The organism is Halomonas sp. BMC6, from assembly GCF_964204995.1.
GTDB lineage: Bacteria > Pseudomonadota > Gammaproteobacteria > Pseudomonadales > Halomonadaceae > Vreelandella.
Genome location: NZ_CAXNSH010000001.1, coordinates 3,638,888 through 3,659,806, shown reverse-complemented (window position 1 = coordinate 3,659,806; position 20,919 = coordinate 3,638,888). Strand labels below are relative to the sequence as shown.

Annotated in this window: 26 protein-coding genes; 13 read left to right on the top strand and 13 right to left on the bottom strand. The window is 58.9% G+C overall.

The window, feature by feature from the left end; genetic code table 11:
* Positions 1 to 2 precede the first annotated feature (2 nt).
* Positions 3 to 656 (top strand): hypothetical protein, encoded by a 654-nt coding sequence (locus AB6K10_RS17655; RefSeq protein ID WP_253018001.1) that lies wholly within the window; start codon positions 3 to 5, stop codon positions 654 to 656.
* On the opposite strand, the gene AB6K10_RS17650 is transcribed toward AB6K10_RS17655, so the two are convergent.
* The 5 genes from AB6K10_RS17650 to AB6K10_RS17630 all read right to left on the bottom strand — a co-directional run bounded on the left by AB6K10_RS17650 (position 653) and on the right by AB6K10_RS17630 (position 7,200).
* Complete coding sequence (locus tag AB6K10_RS17650) at positions 653 to 1,495, bottom strand: PEP-CTERM/exosortase system-associated acyltransferase (RefSeq protein ID WP_339119466.1); 843 nt, start codon at positions 1,493 to 1,495, stop codon at positions 653 to 655. The two genes, AB6K10_RS17655 and AB6K10_RS17650, sit on opposite strands and share 4 nt — an antisense overlap.
* A gap of 6 nt (positions 1,496 to 1,501) precedes the next feature.
* Positions 1,502 to 4,360, bottom strand: a complete 2,859-nt coding sequence (locus AB6K10_RS17645; RefSeq protein ID WP_339119465.1) for an EAL domain-containing protein — start codon at positions 4,358 to 4,360, stop codon at positions 1,502 to 1,504.
* Between the two features lie 28 nt (positions 4,361 to 4,388).
* Positions 4,389 to 5,600 carry a porin gene (locus tag AB6K10_RS17640; protein WP_339119464.1) on the bottom strand — a complete coding sequence of 404 codons (1,212 nt, stop codon included), beginning with the start codon at positions 5,598 to 5,600 and terminating at the stop codon, positions 4,389 to 4,391.
* Entirely contained in the window at positions 5,569 to 6,036 is a 468-nt protein-coding gene (locus AB6K10_RS17635; RefSeq protein ID WP_339119463.1) for a hypothetical protein, read from the bottom strand. Before AB6K10_RS17635 ends, AB6K10_RS17640 begins: the two co-directional genes overlap by 32 nt.
* 264 nt (positions 6,037 to 6,300) lie before the next feature.
* Positions 6,301 to 7,200, bottom strand: coding sequence for a glycerophosphodiester phosphodiesterase (locus AB6K10_RS17630; protein ID WP_368473631.1), 900 nt, complete (start codon positions 7,198 to 7,200; stop codon positions 6,301 to 6,303).
* Positions 7,201 to 7,480: 280 nt separating this feature from the next.
* On the opposite strand from AB6K10_RS17630, the gene AB6K10_RS17625 reads away from it, so the two are divergent.
* Both AB6K10_RS17625 and AB6K10_RS17620 read left to right on the top strand, forming a co-directional pair.
* Complete coding sequence (locus AB6K10_RS17625; RefSeq protein ID WP_253018011.1) at positions 7,481 to 8,170, top strand: VIT family protein; 690 nt, start codon at positions 7,481 to 7,483, stop codon at positions 8,168 to 8,170.
* Positions 8,171 to 8,203: 33 nt separating this feature from the next.
* Complete coding sequence (locus AB6K10_RS17620; protein ID WP_339119461.1) at positions 8,204 to 8,602, top strand: VOC family protein; 399 nt, start codon at positions 8,204 to 8,206, stop codon at positions 8,600 to 8,602.
* Here AB6K10_RS17620 and AB6K10_RS17615 read toward each other — a convergent pair.
* Positions 8,599 to 9,489 carry a LysR family transcriptional regulator gene (locus tag AB6K10_RS17615; RefSeq protein ID WP_339119460.1) on the bottom strand — a complete coding sequence of 297 codons (891 nt, stop codon included), beginning with the start codon at positions 9,487 to 9,489 and terminating at the stop codon, positions 8,599 to 8,601. The two genes, AB6K10_RS17620 and AB6K10_RS17615, sit on opposite strands and share 4 nt — an antisense overlap.
* 123 nt (positions 9,490 to 9,612) lie before the next feature.
* Between AB6K10_RS17615 and trpB the strand changes: the two genes are divergently transcribed.
* The 6 genes from trpB (at position 9,613) to AB6K10_RS17585 (ending at position 13,611) form a co-directional block, all read left to right on the top strand.
* Positions 9,613 to 10,830: a tryptophan synthase subunit beta gene (gene trpB, locus AB6K10_RS17610; RefSeq protein ID WP_285263098.1), complete on the top strand. Its 1,218-nt coding sequence runs from the start codon at positions 9,613 to 9,615 to the stop codon at positions 10,828 to 10,830.
* Between the two features lie 20 nt (positions 10,831 to 10,850).
* Positions 10,851 to 11,669, top strand: coding sequence for a tryptophan synthase subunit alpha (trpA, locus tag AB6K10_RS17605; protein ID WP_339119459.1), 819 nt, complete (start codon positions 10,851 to 10,853; stop codon positions 11,667 to 11,669).
* 112 nt (positions 11,670 to 11,781) lie between these two features.
* A complete protein-coding gene (locus AB6K10_RS17600; RefSeq protein ID WP_062372637.1) occupies positions 11,782 to 12,033 on the top strand; it encodes a type II toxin-antitoxin system Phd/YefM family antitoxin in 252 nt (83 codons plus the stop codon).
* Positions 12,023 to 12,307, top strand: a complete 285-nt coding sequence (locus tag AB6K10_RS17595) for a type II toxin-antitoxin system RelE/ParE family toxin (protein ID WP_089675540.1) — start codon at positions 12,023 to 12,025, stop codon at positions 12,305 to 12,307. The genes AB6K10_RS17600 and AB6K10_RS17595 overlap by 11 nt, the downstream gene beginning before the upstream one ends.
* A 42-nt stretch (positions 12,308 to 12,349) precedes the next feature.
* On the top strand, positions 12,350 to 12,670 hold the full coding sequence (locus AB6K10_RS17590; RefSeq protein ID WP_253018019.1) for a hypothetical protein: 321 nt from the start codon (positions 12,350 to 12,352) through the stop codon (positions 12,668 to 12,670).
* A gap of 47 nt (positions 12,671 to 12,717) precedes the next feature.
* Positions 12,718 to 13,611, top strand: coding sequence for a dihydrodipicolinate synthase family protein (locus AB6K10_RS17585; protein WP_339119458.1), 894 nt, complete (start codon positions 12,718 to 12,720; stop codon positions 13,609 to 13,611).
* Positions 13,612 to 13,640: 29 nt separating this feature from the next.
* On the opposite strand, the gene AB6K10_RS17580 is transcribed toward AB6K10_RS17585, so the two are convergent.
* From AB6K10_RS17580 to AB6K10_RS17570, 3 genes are all read right to left on the bottom strand, one after another.
* Positions 13,641 to 14,609, bottom strand: coding sequence for a putative zinc-binding metallopeptidase (locus tag AB6K10_RS17580; protein WP_339119457.1), 969 nt, complete (start codon positions 14,607 to 14,609; stop codon positions 13,641 to 13,643).
* Between the two features lie 85 nt (positions 14,610 to 14,694).
* The gene (locus tag AB6K10_RS17575) at positions 14,695 to 15,468 is read right to left on the bottom strand and encodes an SDR family oxidoreductase (RefSeq protein WP_339119456.1); all 774 of its coding nucleotides are present in this window, start codon (positions 15,466 to 15,468) and stop codon (positions 14,695 to 14,697) included.
* The gene (locus AB6K10_RS17570) at positions 15,465 to 15,794 is read right to left on the bottom strand and encodes a nuclear transport factor 2 family protein (protein ID WP_339119455.1); all 330 of its coding nucleotides are present in this window, start codon (positions 15,792 to 15,794) and stop codon (positions 15,465 to 15,467) included. Before AB6K10_RS17570 ends, AB6K10_RS17575 begins: the two co-directional genes overlap by 4 nt.
* A 92-nt stretch (positions 15,795 to 15,886) precedes the next feature.
* Here AB6K10_RS17570 and AB6K10_RS17565 point away from each other — a divergent pair, with 92 nt between their 5' ends.
* Complete coding sequence (locus AB6K10_RS17565; protein WP_339119454.1) at positions 15,887 to 16,261, top strand: helix-turn-helix domain-containing protein; 375 nt, start codon at positions 15,887 to 15,889, stop codon at positions 16,259 to 16,261.
* Complete coding sequence (locus AB6K10_RS17560; RefSeq protein WP_339119453.1) at positions 16,245 to 16,748, top strand: GNAT family N-acetyltransferase; 504 nt, start codon at positions 16,245 to 16,247, stop codon at positions 16,746 to 16,748. Before AB6K10_RS17565 ends, AB6K10_RS17560 begins: the two co-directional genes overlap by 17 nt.
* Here AB6K10_RS17560 and AB6K10_RS17555 read toward each other — a convergent pair.
* Entirely contained in the window at positions 16,723 to 16,908 is a 186-nt protein-coding gene (locus AB6K10_RS17555; protein WP_228168641.1) for an ester cyclase, read from the bottom strand. The two genes, AB6K10_RS17560 and AB6K10_RS17555, sit on opposite strands and share 26 nt — an antisense overlap.
* A 57-nt stretch (positions 16,909 to 16,965) precedes the next feature.
* Here AB6K10_RS17555 and AB6K10_RS17550 point away from each other — a divergent pair, with 57 nt between their 5' ends.
* Together AB6K10_RS17550 and AB6K10_RS17545 are read left to right on the top strand one after the other, a co-directional pair.
* Positions 16,966 to 17,301 carry a zinc ribbon domain-containing protein YjdM gene (locus AB6K10_RS17550; protein ID WP_044628437.1) on the top strand — a complete coding sequence of 112 codons (336 nt, stop codon included), beginning with the start codon at positions 16,966 to 16,968 and terminating at the stop codon, positions 17,299 to 17,301.
* A gap of 68 nt (positions 17,302 to 17,369) precedes the next feature.
* Positions 17,370 to 18,065 (top strand): haloacid dehalogenase type II, encoded by a 696-nt coding sequence (locus tag AB6K10_RS17545; RefSeq protein ID WP_044628438.1) that lies wholly within the window; start codon positions 17,370 to 17,372, stop codon positions 18,063 to 18,065.
* A gap of 149 nt (positions 18,066 to 18,214) precedes the next feature.
* On the opposite strand, the gene AB6K10_RS17540 is transcribed toward AB6K10_RS17545, so the two are convergent.
* From AB6K10_RS17540 to phnE, 3 genes are read right to left on the bottom strand one after another with little or no spacing between them, the layout of a single operon-like run.
* The gene (locus AB6K10_RS17540; protein ID WP_009287603.1) at positions 18,215 to 19,075 is read right to left on the bottom strand and encodes a LysR family transcriptional regulator; all 861 of its coding nucleotides are present in this window, start codon (positions 19,073 to 19,075) and stop codon (positions 18,215 to 18,217) included.
* The gene (locus AB6K10_RS17535; protein WP_022522623.1) at positions 19,069 to 20,079 is read right to left on the bottom strand and encodes a phosphonate dehydrogenase; all 1,011 of its coding nucleotides are present in this window, start codon (positions 20,077 to 20,079) and stop codon (positions 19,069 to 19,071) included. The genes AB6K10_RS17540 and AB6K10_RS17535 overlap by 7 nt, the downstream gene beginning before the upstream one ends.
* 9 nt (positions 20,080 to 20,088) lie before the next feature.
* A complete protein-coding gene (gene phnE, locus AB6K10_RS17530) occupies positions 20,089 to 20,919 on the bottom strand; it encodes a phosphonate ABC transporter, permease protein PhnE (RefSeq protein ID WP_027960098.1) in 831 nt (276 codons plus the stop codon).

The following is a 20,919-nucleotide window of genomic DNA, read 5'->3' as shown; positions in this document are numbered from 1 at the left end:
CTATGTCTCTACAGCGTGCCTACGTGCTACTGGCCGGACTTTATAGCCTGCTACCCGTGATGGGAGTCGTGGCGATCTTTTCCGGTGGGGGAACACCGCTTGCCATGGCGCACCTGTTTTTCGGGGCGCTGGGCGTGGCAGGGCTGTGGGGATACATCTTGAATCGCGCCGTCATGAGTCAGCGCATGTGGCGACCATTGGCAGCGGTCTTGTCGTTGGGGAGTTTGCTGCAGCTCGTCATCATGCTGACCATGCCGGTGTCCGGCGTGCTGCTGACCTGGATGCTCACCAGCAGCATTTTCGCCGTGCTGCTGGCGGTGCTGCTCTACCACTACGGCAACCGCGACCAGCCGCTATGGGCCACTGACGAAGAGCGTGACGCGGCCCAGCGGCTAGCGACGCTGCTGGCGCAGCAGCCAAACGTCACGCTGTTACACCGGGAGCCGGGCCATGAAAACAGCGTCAAGGTGGCGAAGGTGGGCAGCGACTACCTCGCCAACGTCACGCGTCGCTATCACACCGAAGACGAGGTTCGCCAGGAAACCTTCGAACGTCGCTTCCGACATCCCGAAACGCTGGTCTATTTCGTCGACAAGTTTGCCAGCATCACCCCCCAAAGCGTGTCGACACCATCTACCGCTGCGCCTGCGGCTTAATGAGCATAGACGCAGGTGGTGGCCGGTAGTTGGGCGGCAAGCTGCGTCTTGATGGTGTGGTAAAGCGGAACGATGCGCTTAGGCAGGCTCTCTTCCGCGACCCGCTGGTCGATGTAGTAGGGCGCGCGACTGCCGCAGTAATTGATGACCCCACCTACCTGATGGAAATGCAGCCCCGAGGCTTTCAATAAACGGCTAAAGCGCGGCTCTAACATGGCAAAAACATGGTAGCGCCCGCTGAGCCCCACCATGGCCGTGGCCGCTAAAAAGAGGCTCAGGCTTAAGAGCGCCGGGCTCTCTTTGATGCTTTCGTAAGGCGTTTGAAGCGCTGGAAAAGGCGAGGGACGTCGTGCATCAGAGGTGGAAGCGGCTGGCCCAGCGCGGCCTTTCGGCTTTTTACGAACGGTGGGGTGAACGGCTAAGCGCGATACTTCGCAGGTTTTATGAAGTGGAAACGTATGCGGGTGGGCGTCGGGAATAAAGAGGTGGGCATGATAGTAATCTTCCAGCGGTAGGCCTCGGGCGGGTTGTCCTGGGGCGGGGTCGATCAATACCACCCTGACGCAGCCCACGTCGATCCCCGTGGCGTTATGGTGAAGCAAACAGAGCAGCGAGTGTTGATCGTGCTCGTCGCGCTCGATGTTCAGAGCGCTTTTCTTGCCAATGGCGTAGTTGAGTTCTTCGATGAAGACCGCGTGGCGCAGTGCAAACGCCCGGTGCTGCTCGTCGAGGGTTTGGGCAATCAGCAGCCTGAAGTGGTCGTTGAAAAACGTAGGGCTAAAGGTCGTGTCTTCGAGGATCTCTGGAGTGGTCATAGCGGGGGTTATTGTCGTTATCACCAGCGTTCATCCTTTTAGTAGCTGCGCCAGGGGCAGGGGTTTGCCTACATAAAAGCCTTGTCCGTAAGCAATGCCGTACTCTTTTAAAATAGGCAGCAGTGCCGCCTGGTCGACAAACTCTGCAATGGTTTGTTTGCCAAACCCTTTGGCGATGTCGGCGATGGCTTTCACAATGGTATGGCTATCGGGATTGATCAATAAGCTGCGAATGAACGAGCCATCTATTTTGATGTAGTCCACCGGTAGCTGACCCAAGTAGTGAAAGCTGCTGAACCCAATGCCGAAGTCGTCCAGGGCCGTACGGCAGCCTAAATCGCGTACGGTTTGCAGCACGTTGCGCGCGGTCGAAAAGTCGGTGATCGCGGCGGTTTCGGTGACTTCCAGAATCAAATGGTGGGGGTCGGTGCCGCTGCGCTGTAACTCGTCGGTCAAGTACTGTTTGAGCTCCAGGTCGTGCAGCGACTGCCCCGACAAATTCACAGCCAAGGAAATGCCCCGCGCTTGCAGCGTACCCAGGGCTTCCAGGCTATGTCGGAGGACCCATCGGTCAAGCGGCACGACCAAGCCGCTCTGTTCGGCAATGGCAATGAAGTGCTGAGGGGCGATCAGGCTGCCGTCCGGCGCGCGAAGACGCAGCAGCACTTCATAGTGCTTCATTGATTGGTCGGACAAGTGCACGATGGGTTGCACCATCAGTTCGAAGCTGTCGTTCTCCAGCGCGTGATGGAGCTGCTCGACCCAGTAAACGCGATCTTGTAGTTCGTCTTTGGCGTTCTCGGCCTGAGAGAGTAGATACCAGCGCTGGTGAGTGCTCTCTTTGGCCTTGTACATCGCCATATCGGCGCTTGCCAGCAGGTCGGCGGGGGTGCGGCCATGTAGAGGGAAAAGCGCAATGCCCATGCTGGCAGAAATATGGTGCTTTCGGCCTGCCGATTGAAAACCGATGCCGCTCAGTAGCTGGCTGATGTACCCCGCCATGCTAATGGCCTGCTCACTGCTGACGCCCTCCAGTAGCAGGGCGAATTCGTCGCCTCCCAGACGGGCGATGATGCTGCGCTGGCCGAGGTTCAAGAACAGCGTCTCGGCGACCTCACGCAGCAAGTGATCGCCGACATGGTGGCCGCTGAGTTCATTGATCTCTTTGAACTGATCCAAATCCAGCAGCACGATGGCCCCTTCGCTGTTCTTCAGCAGGGCGCTCTGCAGCGCATCCTGGAAATAGCGACGGTTGAACAGCTCGGTCAGCGGGTCGCGCTCAGCGAGCCAGGTCAGTCGCTCTTCGGCGGCTTTGCGTTCGGTAATGTCCAGCCCGACCGAAATGCGCAGCGCATCGTCTCGGGGGCTGACTGGCAGCACGGAGTGGTACCAGACCACGGTACAGCAGCGCTTGTCGGCGGTTTGCAGGATTTTTTCTTCCTGCTGGGGCGTGGTCAGGGCGGTATCGAGTGGCGCGTCTTTTGCAATGAAACGGCTTGGCAGCCCGGTGAGCGGGGCATGGTCAAAAATGTCCGCAAAATACCGGCCCATCAGTTCGCTATCTTTCAGCGCGAGCCGGGTGCGCGTGTACGCGTTGACTCGCTGAATGCGCCCCTCACGGTCGTGTACCACGATGAAGACCTGAGCGGTATCCAACAGGCTATTCACGAAGTCTCTTTCATGGGCCAGCTCGTCGATGCGCTCGGCAAGCTGGCTGCTGTGCTCGGTCACGCTGGACTCCAAGTGCTCGAGCTGGTTCGCCAGGGTGCGGGTCGCGTTCTCCAGGACATCGATCTCATTGGAGAGCCGAGGCGCGCGCTGGGGCAGCTTGCCTCGCACTCCCGTAAAGTCGCCCCTCGCTAGTGCTGGTAGCAGCGCGGCGACCCGGCGCAGCCGGGCCATGGGCCCGAGCAGAATGGCGAGCAGCAGCAGCTCGGCGGCCAGCCAGCCCACCACGCCGAGTAAGAGCAGCGTATTGGTGGCTTTCTGAATGGCCACGGTTTGCGCCGTGACATCGGAAATCAGTAGAAAATAGCCCGTGCTGCGCCAGTCGGCATCGTCCTCCATGTACACGGCGCTGAGTTCCAGGTAGCGCTCCGCGTACGGCAAATTCAGCGGCCGCTCGGCCAGCTCCACGATGGGCGCCGTGAGCGCAGCGCGCTCCAATAAGGGGAGCGTGATCTCGCGGCTGGTGAGGGCAACCAAATGGCCGTTCCACTGTGCTATCCGGCGGCTGGCGTCTATGCCGGGCGTGCCGCTATAGCCCGTCACCATCAACGCGACTTCGCTGCCGGACACCTCTCTGGCTTCGCGGGTCACGTCGGCCAGCGAGCGGGATAGCACCACCATGCCAATGCTGCTGCCCTCCATCAAAATGGGCACGGCCGCATACTGCTGGCAGTTCAGCCCACAGCGTAGCGTGGTGATGGGGGCCTCGCGGGCGAGCACGTCCTCCACCCACCCCTCGACGGGGATATCCACCGCGCTTTGAATGCCGCCGGAGTGGCCGAGCAAGCGCCCTAGCGGATCGAAGACGAAGACCTCATCGATTCCCGCCTCCAACTGCAAAGAGGGCCACTGAGCGCGTAGGGCGTCGTCGATGGCGGTGGTGTCCCCCACGGCCAGCGCATCCACGAGGGGCGGTGCCGAGGCGGTCAATCCTGCTAGTTGACGCAGGTTGTTTGCTGAGCGCTGAAGAGCGAGCCGTATTTCGCGCTGCTGGCGCTCATGGTGGGCCAAGCGGCTACTTTCGAACTGCTGGGCAAGATGGTGATGCCCTAACCAAATGAACAGCGCGACCAATATCAGCAACAGCAGGCTGCTAAGCGCGGTGACCCGCCAGGCGAGACTAAACCGATGACGTGCTGGCAATGGTGAAAACCGATTCATCACGGCAGTTCCCGATCCGTTCAATGGGCTAGAAGCGCAGCGATAGTTGAAACAGCAGCATGTTCCAGTGTTGGTGTGTGGCGCTGGCCTCTGGGTTGTCTTGTTTCGGCAGCCAACCGGTGCCATCCACGGCGTGGTACTCACCCGCTAACATGAGCGTAGGCGTGGGCGACCACTGTACGCCCAGCGTGACGTCATCGGCGAACTGTGAGTGGGCTGGGCCGAGGCTTGACTGTTCGTAACGCTGGCCCGAGCGGTCGTCGGTATTGTTGATCAGGCGATCAAAACGAACTAGCCCACTCCAGCTAGGCGTGAAGCGATACTGATACTGCACGTACCAACTCTCGCCGGTGATATCGAACGTGCGCGGCAGGTTTTCGCCAGCCAACGACTGCTGGCGTAGCGCGTATTCCGCCGTCAGGCTCCAGAACTCTTCGTTGTATTGAAGCGACACAATCCAGGGCTGGAAATCGAAGTCGGCCGCTTGCCCGCCGAACGAGGTGTCGAGGTTCACCGTGGCGGTGCTTAGCGCCGCGACCCACTGGCCGGAAGGGGCTTCGTATAACAGCTGGGCAATCGCGGAAGGCTCTGCTGCCGAGACATCGTTGGCCGCACCGTTGAAGAGCTGTCGCGTTAGCTCCGAGCCCGTTTGCGGGCGGCCCAGCCCGCTACGAAAACGCAGTGTGCCCGCGTCCGTGTGCTCTTCCCAATAAAAGCTAACGCCGTCGGCGGCTAAGCCAAGGGCGCGGGTGCGGTCAAAATAGATGGATTGCGGCAACAAGATGCTGGGCCGGGTAAACGCCACGTCGCGGGTTTGGTTGTACAGGCCAAAAGGGTTCTTGAAGCGACCTAGCTGGACACCCAGCGTGCGCGAGGTGGTCGAGCGCATTTGGTAGTCGATCACCCCGTAATCCAGCGTTGGCACGGCATCCTCGGTATCGCCGCCGGCACGGCGGCTGAGCAGTTGGGCGGCCACCAGCACCTGACGGTGAGGGCGGTACGAGGCATTCAGCCCCAGCTCGGTGAACTCCAGACTACCCGCGTGATCGCTACTGGCACCAAAAACGTCGTTATCATCGGTAATGACCAACGCCTGACTGAGAAAACCGTGAACCTGAAGCGTATCCCAGCGGCCTCCATCGCCATGGACGCTCAGGGGCAGCAGGGCCAACAGCCCTGCGGCTAGCCACGCCGTCGGCGCTCGGTATTCACTCCATTGAAATGACAAGGACGCTCTCATCCAAGTACTCCCTTTCAAGGTAACCCAGCGCACCCGGAGTGCCAGCGACCCGCTCACGCATCTCGGCTTGGTCGCGTACTCGGTTGGGGGCTTGCCCCATGCCGGAAAACACCATTCGATCCCACGCTAACTGTAGCTGATGGGGATAGACCCCCAGCTGCTCCTTGGTAAACCGGCCATGAACGGGATCTCGGTTAGGCAGCACGAAGACTTGGGCGGCTTGCCCATTGGGCCACGTGCGCTGGCGCATGGCGAACATGGCCCGCACCGTATCGCGGTGCACCTTTAGCGTGCCCACGGACGGGTGGGCAATCAACACGATCGTATCGGGTAATTCGTTGGGCTGGGCTGACGTCGTCACCAAGAACAGGCCGAGCGTCATTAACGCTGTCAGTGAAGCGCTAATGAGCGTGCGTCGCGGCCTCTTAAACGGCATGGCTCAGGGGGTACCTTGGCTTGCCGAACGTCAGGTTCATGCACCCTGTGGGGGTGGCCCACACGTTAGCTGTGAATGAGTGAATGACGTTTCTCCCTTACGGCGATCAACCAAAAAGATGAGTTAGAGAAAAGAGCTTATCGGCTTTTTTACGTAACGCAAGCAACAAAAAATGGCAAAAAGTGACAGGGCGCTTAGGGTAATTTACATCACCCCAAGCGCCCTTGCGCTGCGGCGTATCAACGTTGCCACTCACTTTCCGGCTTATTCGTTTACCAGTTCCAGCAGGCGGTCAGGGTAATCGGTAAACAGGCCATTGACGCCCAGCGCCATCAAACGCTTCATGTCCTCTTGTTCATTGATGGTGTACACGTGAACCGGCAGGCCATTTGCCTGTGCCTGACGAACAAACGCAGCATCGATCACGGGTTGGCCCTGGTAGGCGGCATTGGTGCCAATCCCCACGGCGTATTCAGCAATGCGCTCGAAATCCTCGTCACGGATCGTGTCGGCCCCCGGCGTGATGTCGTTCCACTCGGTGAAAGTGGCGTTATCTTGCTCGCTGGGGGAGTACCACAACAGTTGAATGAGCGGTATGTCTGGGTTCAGGTCGCGCACTTTCAGCAAACTCTCCTGATCGAAGGACTGCACCAGGACGCGGCCTTGCTCGATCATGTCGTAGGCTTCCAGACGCGTCACCAGGGCTTCTTCCAACCCAGGGTTGAGATCGGGAGACTTGGTTTCGATGTAGTAACGGGTGGTATGGCCGAAATGATCGAAGAGCTCATCGAGCGTCAGGATCTGCGCGCCGCGATAATCCTCGTCCAAGCGATCAGGATAGGCTTCATGGAACCACGAACCGGTATCCAACGCTTTCAGTTCGGCCAAGGTGTAATCGTGGATATGCCCTTCACCGTCACTGGTGCGCTCGATGGTGCCATCGTGAAACAGCACCACCTCGCCATCGGCTCTGAGCTGTGCATCCAATTCCAGGTAATCCGCCCCCCAGCGGTGGGCTAGCTCATAAGCGGCCAGCGTGCTTTCCGGGGCGTGCCCGCTGGCCCCTCGGTGAGCAATGACCTGAAAGCGATTCAGATCATCGAGTTGTTCAGCTAGCGGGGTGGCGTCGGCTGCCAGGGCCAACGAGGAAGTGCTGGCCAGCAGAGTGAAGGTGGTGGTCCATAAATAGCGCAACGTCATCACTCCTTAAAGTAGGTAAGTGTAATGACCTTACTCGCCTCACATGACAAACGCACGAAGTTGTGGGGCAGGCAGCAATGAGCGGCTCGCCATCCCACTAAATGAAGTGAGGGAGCCAGTCACTGCGCGGCGTGAGGGGGAGGCAGACAATATGCCTGCTGCGGTCGGGTCATAACCTGCTAGTTTAAAAAGAGGGCCGATGAGACATCAGCGCCACGTCACTCATCCAACGGATAGGATAGCCATGACCCATCAAGAACATCACCGCTCTCATCGCTCAGGTTGGTTAAGAGCCGCCGTGCTTGGTGCCAACGATGGGATCGTGTCCACCAGTAGCCTGATTTTAGGGGTGGCAGCGGCGTCAACTGCGCAAAATGAGATCGTGTTGGCGGGGCTTGCGGGGTTGGTCGCGGGGGCCATGTCGATGGCGGCGGGGGAGTATGTCTCGGTCAGCTCGCAATCGGATACCGAGCGCGCCGATTTGGCCATGGAGCGAAAAGCGTTAGATCACCATTTCGACGACGAGAAAGAGGAACTGGCCGCTATTTATGTCGAGCGAGGATTAACGCCAGATCTAGCCCGTCAAGTGGCCGATCAACTAATGCAAAAAGATGCCTTGGGCGCTCATGCCCGCGATGAAATCGGCATCACTACTGTCAGCCAAGCGCGGCCGTTGCAGGCCGCGTTCTCATCGGCGGCGATGTTTACCCTGGGGGCACTGCTGCCGCTGCTCGTCGCTTGGTGGGCACCCTCGGTGCTGCTGATCCCACTGGTGGCCATGGCCTCGTTAGCGTGCTTGGCGCTCCTGGGCGCGCTGGCTGCCAAAGTGGGCGGCGCTCCGGTGCGAACTGCCGCCCTGCGTGTGCTGTTTTGGGGAGCGCTGGCCATGGCGTTGACGTCGCTGATTGGCCGACTGTTTGGCGTTATGGCATAACCTAGGGGGACCAAGCGCGATAAGGAGAACCGTATGCTGGCTTATACAATGGTGGGAACCCAAGACCTAGCGCGTGCCCTGCAATTTTATACGCCGCTGTTCAATGCCATGGGGCTGGATATTTGCTGGCAGGACGATAGCGGTGTCTCGTTTGGCGACCCGGACGATGTCAACGTACCCCAGTACTTCGTGGGCTATCCCTTCGATGGCCACGACGCCACCGTGGGCAACGGGACCATGACCGCCTTTCAATTCACCGACATCAAAGAAGTCGACACGCTGCACCAGCTCGCCCTGGAAAGCGGCGGAAGCGACGAAGGCGCACCGGGCTTTCGCCCGCAGTACGGCGAAGGCTTCTACGCCGCCTACGTCCGCGACCCGGATGGCAACAAGCTAGCGTTTGTGGTGTACCCGCACCGGGTAGGGCTTTAGCCTTCCAAAGCCTTGCGTAACCAATCAGCCAGCGATTCGCTGCGGCGGGCGTTGGCGTGTTTGGGTAGCCACAGGCAGAGCTGTGCCGGGGTTTCGATGCTGCCCCAAGGGGCGACAAGTCGTCCGCTTTTCAGATCATCTTCTACGAGTAGCTTCGGGGCAATGGCGACCCCTAGGCCCGCCACGGCAGCCTCTATGAGGTAGTAAAGATGCGCAAAGCCTTGGCCCTGTTGGAGGGCCGTTTCCAACGCGGCGGTTTCCAGCCCTTGGGCGTCTGCCCACTGGGGCCACGCTTGGGGGCGTGAGGCGGTGTAAAGGAGCTTGTTGGTAAACAGCGATGCGGGATGAGCGGCATCGCACCCATCCACCAAACGTGGGCTGGCCACGGCGCAAATTTCCTCAGACATCAGCTCAATCAGCTCGCCCTCGTCAGGCCACGGAGGCTCGAAAAAGGCCAGCGTTGCGCTGGTCTCCGGCTGGCCGGGCTGCTCAGAATCGCTCACTACCACCTGAAGTTTTAGCTCCGGTAGCGCCTGGTTTAAGCGGTCTAAACGGGGAATCAACCAGCGGGCCAGCAGGCTGCCGGGGCAGGCCAGGGTAAACGGCGCTTCTTCCACCTCATGCTTGAGCCGGGTGCAACTATCTCTGAGTTTAGCGAAGGCTCCCCCCACGCCGCTTTGCAACCGTTCACCGTGGTGAGTGAGCACTAGGCCCCGCCCGGCTTTGGCGAACAGCGCCACGCCAAAATGCTCATCCAGGCTCTTTAGCTGGCGGCTTACCGCGCCGTGGGTCACGCTTAGCTCATCGGCGGCGGCGGTCACGCTGCCTAGCCGGGCGGTGGCTTCAAAGGCGCGCAGAGCACTTAAGGGCGGCAGGCTGTGTTGCATGGGTGTCTCTTTCAATAGTTGCGTAAAACTCACAGGTTGATGCCATCTTATCGATTTTTCTTCCCGCCTGCCTGCGCTAACGTCATCACAACCCTAAATCGCACCCAAAACGCAGAGGTCGTGATGAACAAACCTTTAAGCCTACCCGATGCCAACGGGCTGTTTGGCAGTTTCGGTGGCCGCTTTGTCGCTGAAACCCTGATGCCGCTGATTCTTGAGCTGCAGGATGAGTACACCACCGCCAAAAACGACCCGGAGTTTCAGCGCCAGCTCGCCTATTTTCAGGGTGATTACGTCGGCCGCCCTAGCCCGCTCTACTTTGCCGAGCGGCTCACCGAGCACTTCGGCGGCGCGAGCATTTATCTCAAGCGTGAAGAGCTTAACCACACCGGCGCGCACAAGATTAACAACTGCATTGGTCAAGTATTGTTGGCCAAGCAGATGGGCAAAAAGCGCATCATCGCGGAAACCGGCGCAGGCATGCACGGCGTTGCCACCGCTACCGTGGCTGCGCGTTTTGGTTTGCCCTGCGTGATTTACATGGGCGCCACCGACATCGAACGCCAGCAGCCCAACGTGTTCCGCATGAAGCTGCTGGGCGCAGAGATCGTGCCGGTCACTTCCGGCACCGGCACGCTGAAAGATGCCATGAACGAAGCGCTGCGCGACTGGGTCACGAACGTCGACGACACCTTCTACATCATTGGCACTGTGGCAGGCCCGCACCCGTACCCAGCCATGGTGCGCGATTTCCAAGCGGTCATTGGCCACGAAACCCGCACCCAAATGCTCGAAAAACAGGGGCGTTTGCCGGATTCGCTGATTGCCTGCGTGGGCGGCGGCTCTAATGCCATGGGCCTGTTCTACCCGTTCATTAATGACGACAGCGTTCACATGGTGGGAGTGGAAGCAGGCGGCAAAGGCGTCAACAGCGGCCTGCACGCCGCCAGCCTGAACGGCGGCACCCCCGGCGTGCTACACGGCAACCGCACCTACCTGCTGCAAAACGAAGATGGTCAGATTATCGACGCTCACTCGATTTCCGCAGGGCTGGACTACCCCGGTATCGGCCCCGAACACGCCTGGCTGCACGAGCAAGGGCGGGTCGAGTACGTTTCCGCCACCGATGACGAAGCGCTGGAAGCGTTCCAAATCTGCTGCCGCCAAGAGGGCATCATCCCCGCGCTAGAAACTGCCCACGCCCTGGCGGAAGTGGCTAAGCGCGCGCCGACACTTCCCCGCGAGCACCTGATGGTGGTCAACCTAAGTGGCCGTGGTGATAAAGACATGATGAGCGTGGCCCATCATCTGGGGGATAAGTTCGGAGTAAAAAACGTATGAGCGCGATACAGGAGAACGACATGACTAGCACCTCTCGTCTTGAACACTGCTTTACCGCGCTCAAGCAACAAAACCGCCCCGCGCTGGTCAGCTACCTTACCGCTGGCGACCCGGACGCCGAGACCTCCCGCCGCCTGCTGCACGGGCTGCCGGAAGCAGGCGTGGATATCATCGAACTCGGCATGCCGTTCAGCGACCCCATGGCCGATGGCCCCGCCATACAAAAAGCCGCCTTGCGAGCGCTGGAAAACGGCCAGACCCAAGCCAAAACGCTGGAGATGGTGCGCCAGTTCCGTGAGCAGAACAGCACCACCCCCATCGTGCTGATGGGCTACTACAACCCGATTTACTGCTATGGCGTCGAGCGCTTCTTAACCGATGCCGCCAAGGCCGGGGTAGACGGGCTGATCGTGGTAGATCTACCGCCCGAACATGACGAAGAGCTGTGCCAGCCTGCCGCTCAGCACGGCATCGATTTTATCCGCCTCGCCACGCCCACCACCGATGCCAAGCGCCTGCCCAAAGTACTGGCCAACGCTTCCGGGTTTATCTACTACGTTTCCGTGGCGGGGGTGACGGGCGGCAGCGCCCCCACACCGGAGCGTTTAGAAAGCGCCGTTAATCAGCTGCGCGAACACACGCCGCTGCCCATCACCGTAGGCTTTGGTATTCGCACCGCCGAACAGGCCGCCACCATTGGCCGCTTCAGCGACGCCGTGGTCGTGGGCTCTGCGCTGGTAGATTGCATCGAACACGCCAGCAGCGGTGATGACGCTGTGACGCGGGTGCATGGGCTGGTGAAAGAACTTGCGGAAAGTGTGAGAGGGTGTAGACATTAGGCATCGCATCGTTGAGCAGTGAATGTAAACAGCGAACGCTTGGAGTAGTTGCAAAAAAAGAGCTAATATGAGGGCTAGAAAAGGAGCTTTTTTATGGCTTCAGGAGGTTTCCATGCACCAAGTATTAGCTAACTTTTCGGTCAGTATTTCTGAGCTAAAGAAAAACCCTTCGGCACTGCTGAGCCAGGCAAGCGGTGCCCCCATTGCTGTGTTGAATCACAACAAGCCCGCCGCTTACCTTGTCCCTGTAGAAACTTATGAGGCGATGATGGAGATGCTGGAAGACTACGAGCTGGCCAAGCTAGTTGAAGAGCGTCGCGCCGATAAAGACAAGGCCGTCACGGTATCACTGGATGACCTATAAGCTACGCTTTTTGCCCGCGGCCTTGAAAGAGTGGGAAAAGCTTAGCCCACCCGTCAAACAACAGTTCAAAAAGAAGCTGGCTGAAAGGCTAGAAACCCCACGTGTGCCTGCCGATAAACTCAGTGGTTTCGATGCCTGCTATAAAATAAAGCTTCGAAGCGTAGGCTATCGTCTGGTCTATGAAGTAGTGGATGATGAACTGTTTATCTACGTTATTGCTGTGGGTAAGCGTGACAAAGGCAAAGTCTACGCGTCGCTAAAGCGCCGGATGTAATCCATCACCTATCGTGCAAATGACCACAAACAGAGGCAAATAATGGGCAAGCTCTTTTCATTGCTGGTACTGCTGGGGCTGGGCTACGCAGGTCTCTATTTTTACTACGGCGTGGTGGTTGAGAAGGAAGTCGCGGAGCAGTTAGAAGCCCGTGGGCTGTCGTCGGTGAGTGTGGATAACGTCGAGTACGATTGGCTGGCCCCAGTGAGTGACAGCGCCTATGTGGCCGTCACGCTTGGCTACCGTGGCTCTCAAGCAGCGGTCAACATGCAGCTACAAGGCCACCCGCTGTTTTCTGATGAGGTCACGGTACAGCTCGATAGCCTGCAAGCGCTGCGCTTGGGCCTTAGCTTTGGGCAGTAGTCTTGAGTAGCCGTCTCGTGAAATAACTCCCCAAAAAGGACACCCCCATGTTTACCGGCCTGAGTGCGTTTCCGCTAACCCCCATGAATGAGCAAGGCATTAACGAGCAGGAGTTTACCCAGCTCGTGGCCCGTTTGGCCCAAGCGCAGGTGGATTCCATTGGCGTGCTGGGTTCTACCGGTAGCTACGCTTATTTAAGCGTGGAAGAGCGGACGCGGGTGGCCAAGCTGAGTGTGGAGAGTGCGGCGGGGGTGCCGGTGGTAGTAGGCATTGGCGCGCTGCGCACCCGCGATGTGCTGGCCAATGCCGAGCACGCCCAGCAGGCCGGAGCGAGCGGGCTGCTGTTAGCGCCTGTGTCGTACCAAAAGCTGACAGATGACGACGTGTTCAACCTGTTCAGTACCGTCAGCCGCGCCATCAGCGTGCCGCTGTGCGTGTACGACAACCCCGGCACCACCCACTTCACGTTCAGCGACGAGCTGCACGGGCGCATTGCCGAGTTGCCCCAGGTGCGCTCAATCAAAATTCCGCCAGTGCCCAACAACCTTGAAGATGCCAAAGCCCGCGTGGCGTGGCTGCGGGCGCTGATTCCTGATGATGTAACCATCGGCATCAGCGGCGACCCCGCCGCCGCGACGGGCCTGCTGGCAGGCTGCGAGGCGTGGTATTCGGTGATGGGCGGGCTCTACCCAGAATTAGCGCTGGCGCTAACACGCGCCGCCCAAGCGGGCGACGCCGAACAGGCTCAAACCCGCTCAGACGCCTTAGCACCGCTCTGGGCGCTGTATCACGACTATGGCGGCAGCCTGCGGGTGGCGGCGACCATTGCCGAACTCACCGGGCGCGTTAGCGCCCCCTGCCTACCCCAACCGTTGAACACCCTGCAAGGGGAAGCACGCCAACGGGTCGCAGCGGTGATTGAGGCGCTAGGCCTTCACTAAACCGCATCAAGCGAAGCGCCAGGGCTGGCTTACAGCCCTTGCGCCCCACGCCGCAGCCAGTCGTGAACGAACGCCAGCTTGCGCAGCGCCACTTCGGAAAGCACAAACGGGTAGAGATCCGATAGCCCCATCGAACGGTTTACATGGTTCACGCCCGCCACTAAGGATGCTGCAATATGAATCAGCCGCTCTGAATCCGGTTCAGCGTAGGCATCCCAGTTGTGGTCGTCCGGTAGCGCGGGTGACGTCATGCCCGAGGATACGAAGCTGTCGGTGATATCCGTTAGGTGCAGCAGGTGCGAGGCGGTTTCCGCCCAATCCTCGTGGGGGTGGGAAGACGCATAGGTGGAGAGAAAGCGCGTTTGCCAATCCGCCGGCGGGCCGTTTTGGTAGTGGCGCTGCAAGGCCGCCGGGTAATCCTCCCGCTCATCGCCAAACATCTCGCGGAAGGCCGCCAGAAAATCCTCCCGCAGGCTAAGCCGCCACCAGAGCATATGGGCAATTTCATGGCGCATATGGCCAATCATAGTGCGGTAAGGCTCATCCAACGCCTCTTTGCGGGTGGTGCGCACCACGGCATCCGCTTCCGCCACGCTGATCGTTACCACGCCGCCCACGTGCCCCATAGGGACAGGCGTTCCGCCTTCCGCCAGCATATGAAATACCGGCGGCGCGCCGGGGTCTTCCGGGCGAAACCAGTGCCAGCGGCCCAGGTTATCGATCACCCAGCGCTTGGCCGCCTCGGTGTGTGCCCAGTTGGGTATCGCATCGGAAATGGAAGGGTCTGGGGCCAGGGCGGTCATCGCGCAGGCACGGCAGAACTCGCCCTGCTTCGGGGCAATCCAGTTACAGCCAATCACGTCGCGGTTGGCACAGAAGGGCGGCATGGGAATGAACGCCCGCGCCTGGGGGTCGTAGGCCACCGGCACACCATCCGCCGTGACCAAATTATCGAACCAGAGTGAACCGGCACCGACCGGATTAGAAAAAACGCGCATAGGTCGGGTATCTCAAGAGAAACGAAGCTTCAGTCTAGGAGCCGCCGCCCGCCAACGCCAATTGAGATACCCGCCGACTCAAGCGCTACGCCACCGGCACCGTGCCGCCATCAATCACAAACTCGGTGCCCGTGATTGAGCCCGCCAGCGGCGAGGCCACGAACGCAATCAGGTTCGCCACTTCCGCCGGGGTAGAAGGCCTGCCCAGCGGGATGCCGCCCAGCGCGCCCATGATGATCTGCTTGCCGCCCTCGTAATCGGTGCCTGCCTGCTCAGCCAGACGCTCCGCCAAGGCAACGGCGGCTTCCGTCTCTATCCAACCCGGCGAGACGCGTACCACCCGCACCCCTTGTGGCGACACCTCCTTCGACAAACTCTTGCTATAGGTCGAGAGCGCCGCCTTGGCCGCCGCGTAGGCGGTGGTGGATTCCGGCAAAGGCAGCTCCCGCTGAATCGAGGTCACGTGAACGATCACCCCTTCACCCTGGGCCAGCATGCCCGGCAGCAGGGCGCGGTCTAACCGCACGGCGGGGAACAGGTTCAGGTTCAGCTCCTGCTGCCACTCGTCTTCACCTAGGGCCGCAAAGCCGCCCGCCGGGGCGGATGAGCCGCCCACTACGTGCACGATGATATCCATGCCGCCCATGCGCGCCTTCACGGCTTCCGCCACGGTGGCGCAGCCTTCGGCCGTGGTGAGATCGGCGGCGACGAACAGCTCTTCAGGCAGGGCAGCGGGGCGGTTACGGGCGGTGGTTAGCACCTGCGCGCCCTCTTCACGAAACAGCGCCACCACCGCCGCGCCCGCACCTTTACCGCCACCCGTGATCAATACGCGACGCCCGCTAAGCTGCAGGTTCATGGGGTAATCTCCAAGCTTTGAATGCGTTCATCGGCCAGTTCGATATGGTGAAACAGCTGCACCGGGCTGCCGGGAAAATCGCCGGTCACGGTGGTGGTAATCACCATCTTGTCGCCATCACGAGAGACGTCGGTGGGCGCCACGTGGTACTCAAACTGGCGGCGGGTGTCGCGTAACCAGGCACGAATGGCGGCAATGCCCTGGTGGGTTTGCCCTTCATCCACCACGCGAGCATCGGCGGTAAAGCACTCCGCCAGTGGGGCATCATCCGCGCCGTTGCTAATGGCGATATAGGTGGCAATGGGAGTGGAGAGTGACACGCTCATGGTAAGCCTTCCTCATCGTGGTTGCTGTACGAGGATCTTCTGCTTAGGCTTACCGATTATCAAGAACGCACAAAAAGGTAAGTGGCTTACCCATGAGAAGGATTTACACGCCCACTAGCGCGGCCAGCGGAGTGGAAGATGTATTAAAAATGCTGGAAGGGCGCTGGAAGCTGATTATTCTCTTCCACCTCTTCGACGGTAACGTGCAGCGCTACTCCGATTTTGAAAAGCTGATCCCTGGCATCTCGCAAAAGATGCTCGCCCAGCAGCTACGGCAACTGGAAGCCGACGGCATTGTGGCGCGCAAGGTGTACCCGCAAGTGCCGCCCAAAGTGGAGTACCGCCTAACCGAGTGGGGCCAAGCGCTCTGCCCCGCGTTGGATGCGCTGCTGAAATGGGCTGAGCAGAAGGATCACTTCAACCACCTTACCGAGCAGAACGAACAAGACGATGTTGCCACCCAATGAGAACCGCCTGATGCGCTACCGCACCATGACGATCAACGACTACGAAGCCGCCATTGCCCTGTGGAGCGAAAGCCAAGGCGTGCGGCTACGCGATGCCGATTCACGGGAAGGCATCGAGAAGTACCTACTGCGCAATCCCGGCCTGAGTTTTGTGGCCGAATTAGAAGGCGAAGGAGAGAGCAAAGAGGGAGATAGAAACCAAGAGAGAGCAGGAGAGCTGGTGGGTACCATCATGGCGGGCCACGATGGCAAGCGCGGCTATGTGCAGCACTTGTCGGTATCACATACACACCGCCGATTAGGCATTGCCACACAGCTGGTTAGCCTCTGCCTGGAAGCATTGAAGAACGAAGGTATTTTAAAATCACACCTGATGATTCTTCCTGAGAACGAAGCCGCCCAGCGGTTTTGGGCAAGCCAAGGCTGGGCCTACCGATCTGATATTTTGCTTTATTCGTTTGTTAACGGGGATAACCACAACGTTTAACTGAGCTGAGCCTCAATCGCAGCCTGCACGCGACATGGGGTGAATCAATCGCCAAAAGCTCAATATTGAAGTGAAGGTCCGGTATCTGCTCATAATTGGCTTCAAGCATAGCGCGATAACCCTCAAGCCCTAGACTGGTTGGCGTGCGGGCATTCGCCAAGGGTAAGCAGGCTCAGTATCATACGCAGTCTAAACCAAGCCAAAGAAGTTATCGTTTATGTCATGCCCACCGTGCCCCCATTGCCAATCCGAATTCGTCTATCAAGATCAAAGCCTATTCATCTGCCCCGAATGCGCCCACGAATGGAACCCTGCTGAGGTTCAGGCGGAAGACACCGTCACGGTAAAAGATGCCCACGGCACGCTGTTAGCGGAAGGCGACAAGGTCACGATGATCAAAGACCTCAAGGTCAAAGGCAGCTCACTGGTACTCAAGGTGGGCACCAAAGCCGTGATCAAGAGATTAATGGACAGCAAGGATCACCAACTAGACTGTAAGGTAGATGGCGTCGGCGACATGATGGTGACCGCCCACTTTGTGAAAAAAGCCTAAACCAGCCCAGGATGCTTCTTGCCACCTCACGACGCCGTCAGCAATAACCATCCAACAAGGAGATACGAATGAAAGCCATCGTGTTTGACGTATTTGGCACTATTGTTGATTGGCGATCCAGCTTGATTCATCAGTTCAGGGGACTTGAGAAAGAACTGGGGATCGATCTACTCAGTGAAGAACTGGCTGACCAATGGCGGCAGCTTTATGCGCCTTCCATGGACAGGGTGCGCAGAGGGGAAATCCCCTGGACGGTACTCGATGAGCTGCATCGAGAAAGCTTGGTCAAACTATTCGATCAACAAGGCATAGCGCTAGACGAAGCGACCATTGATCGCGTCAATCACTTTTGGCACCAATTAGACCCCTGGCCGGATGTACCGCTAGGCCTACAGCGCTTGAAAGAGCACGGCATCATCGCCACGCTAACCAACGGTAATGTCTCATTAATGGTCGATGTTGCCCGTCACGCCAAGCTACCGTGGGATATGATTTTTTGCGCCGAGTTATTCGAGCACTACAAGCCTGACCCAGAGGTTTATTTAGGGGCTTGCCGCTTGCTACGCCTGCCGCCGGAAGAGGTAATGCTGTGCGCCGCGCATAATGCTGACCTGCGTGCTGCCCGCGCAGTGGGCATGAAAACGGCGTTTATCCCCCGGCGCACCGAGTATGGGCCCCACCAGAGCAAAGATTTAGAAGCTGAAGAAGCGTGGGATTTTGTGGCTGAAGATCTCGTCGCGTTGAGCGAGCATCTAAGACAGTGAGCCAACAACACGCACCTTAAGCGCACGGCGGCGTTGGTTCGAAAGCGGGTTGGAAAGGGCACGCGGGGGCCGTTTAAAGGCGACACACTCTAAAAGTGTATTCTTCTAGCATCCCGCGTGCACCGCAGTCATCACTAGTCCCTCCCTTCTCACTGACAGATATGACTAACGAAAGTGGAGACTGGTGGTTGCCGTGCAAGCGTCTCCGGGCAGATGACGCTCAGGTTCTTGGCCAGCCCGGCATCACTGACCGGGATAGCACACAAAGTGCCCGCTCGGATCTCCGCTTCGACGCAAGCCGCCAGCACCAGTGATACGCCCAGGCCTGCTTTGACAGCCTGTTTAACCGCTTCGGTACTGCCCAGTTGCATTGAAACCTTCGGGAACGGCCCTCTTTCGCCGAAGAAACTCGCCAGCAACCGGCCCGTACCTGTTCCGGGTTCACCGCCCAGCAGGCTCATTCCTGCGAGGGTTTTCCGGTCTATTTCATGCCATTCCGCACAGGGGTGATCGGGTGAAGTAATTAACACCACGGGCTCCTGTCGCCAATCCATTGCCTGGAAGCCAGATTTCGGGTGCCACCACTCCATCACCGCTATATCCAGCTCGCCGCTAGTCAGTTGTCTAGCAATGTTAGGATTGTTATCAATCACAAGATCCAGCTCAGGTACCGCCGGAATGTTCTTGAACGTGCTCACGTAGGGCTGGAGCATGTAAATACCGATGTTGGAACTTGCCCCTACGCGTAAACGCGTACCGCTAACGACTTCTCGAGCACGCTCGTCCAGTTGCAACATACTAAGCGCAAGCGGCATAAGCGCCAGGGCTGCTTTGGTGGGCTCGCAACCCGTTTTACTGCGGCGTATCAACAGGGCACCTAGCTGTTCTTCGAGCTTTTGAATGTGCTGTGAAAGCGTGGGTTGTGCGATACCGAGAGCTTGGGCGGCGGCCTGAAAACGTCGGTGCTGAACCAGTGTGGTAAAACTTTTCAGCCAGACCAAGTTCAGCATGGAGTTGTCTCAGTGATAGTGGGCGAATTAGCCGCATCCTGAGGGCATTCTCCTTGTAACGCTTGAAGAATGTTGTCGGCAGCACGCTGTTCAATCATCAGCCGCACATCCTGGACGGCAGAGCCAATGTGTGCCGTAAATAGCGTGTTGGGATGTGCTCGCAAGGTGGGGCAAATCTCTTGCGGGCGATCCTCTCGAGCCCAATCTTCCATTTCAAAAACATCCGCTGCGTAGCCGCCTAACTGCCCTGACTCCAATGCTTCCAAAACGGCAGCTTCCTGCACTACAGAACCCCGGCATGGGTTGATCAAAAAAGCGCCTGGTTGCATCAGGGCCAAGCGCGCAGTGTTCATGGTATGCAGGGTTTGTTTATTGAGCGGCAGGGCCAAAATGACAATGTCGGCTTGCCCGAGCAGCTCTTCAAGCGACTTGCGCGCCACGCCTAGCGCGGCCTCCTCAGCAGCGGGCAAGGCGTCTGGCTGAGAATACAGCAAGCTCGCGCCCCACCCCTGGAGCCGTGTTGCCACTGCCTGGCCGATGGGACCCATGCCGACGATACCCACGGTCGCGCCGGCAACCCCCAGCCCATAAAACGTGGGCTGCCATCCCTTGAACTGGCCGGAACGAACGTACTCATCGGCCGCTCGGACATGGCGGATTAGGCTAATGGTTAGCCCGATGGTTAGCTCAGCCGTTGGCACCGTCAGCAGATCCGGCACGAAGGTCAGCCAAACGCCATGACGCGTACAGGCCTCCACATCAAAATTATCGTATCCCTTCAGGGCGGCACCAATAACTTTCAGCTTGGGACAGCCCGCTAGAAATTCCTCGCTGACCTGGTCCGGCATAAACACCATCATGGCGTCTGCGGTTGCCGCGCGGGCCTTTACCTCGGCGGCGGTCAAGGTAGTGGCTGACTGGTTGGTGATCACTTCACAGTGTTGTTCCAGCCTTTCCAACACACTGTTGTGTACCCGGTGGGTAATGAAAACCCTTGGTTTCATTTGATTTCCTTACTTGAATTTCTTACGAAGATGGCCGCTAAGGCTATCCACCATCGTCACCATAACGAGTATGACAATCAGGATGGCGCTGACTTCCTGGTACTGCATGACGCGTAAAGAGCCCATTAGCTCGAAGCCGATCCCGCCAGCCCCCACCATGCCCATCACCGTAGAGGCGCGGAAATTGTATTCCCAGCGGTAGATAGAGACATCAGCAAACTGCGGAAGCACCTGCGGGAGCACCGCGTGCCAATGAACCTGTAATCGCGTCGCGCCAGCGGCATTGGCGGCCTCTACCGGGGCTGGGTCGACATGCTCGATCGCTTCGGCAAAGAATTTACCCACCATGCCGATAGAATGAAGGCCGAGCGCGAGCACGCCCGGTAAGGCGCCAAACCCCACGGCAGCAACGAAAATAATGCCCATAATCAGCTCGGGCACCGAGCGAAGAGCGTTCAGCAGCGTGCGGGTTACGTGGAATACCACGGGGTGGGGCGAGGTATTGCGAGCGGCCAGGAACGCCAGGGGTACGGAAGCAGTGACCGCTATCGCCGTGCCGGCAATGCTCATGGCAAGGGTATCGACCAGCGGCGCTATCCAATCCATGGCGTTGGTAAAGTCGGGCGGTAGGGATTCTCCCATTAGGGTAGCGATGGCAGGCACCCCGTTGGCCAGGGTGCGAAAATCCAGCAGATCTACATACCAACTCGCCAGAAGAACCACTGCCAGCACCAAGCCCGCTTGGAAGAGCTTGCTCCGCCAGCCGCGGGCGTGTTCGTCCAACACGGCGTCAGGAGAAAGCGATGAAAGGGGTGGCGGCACTGTTTTGGACGGATTCAT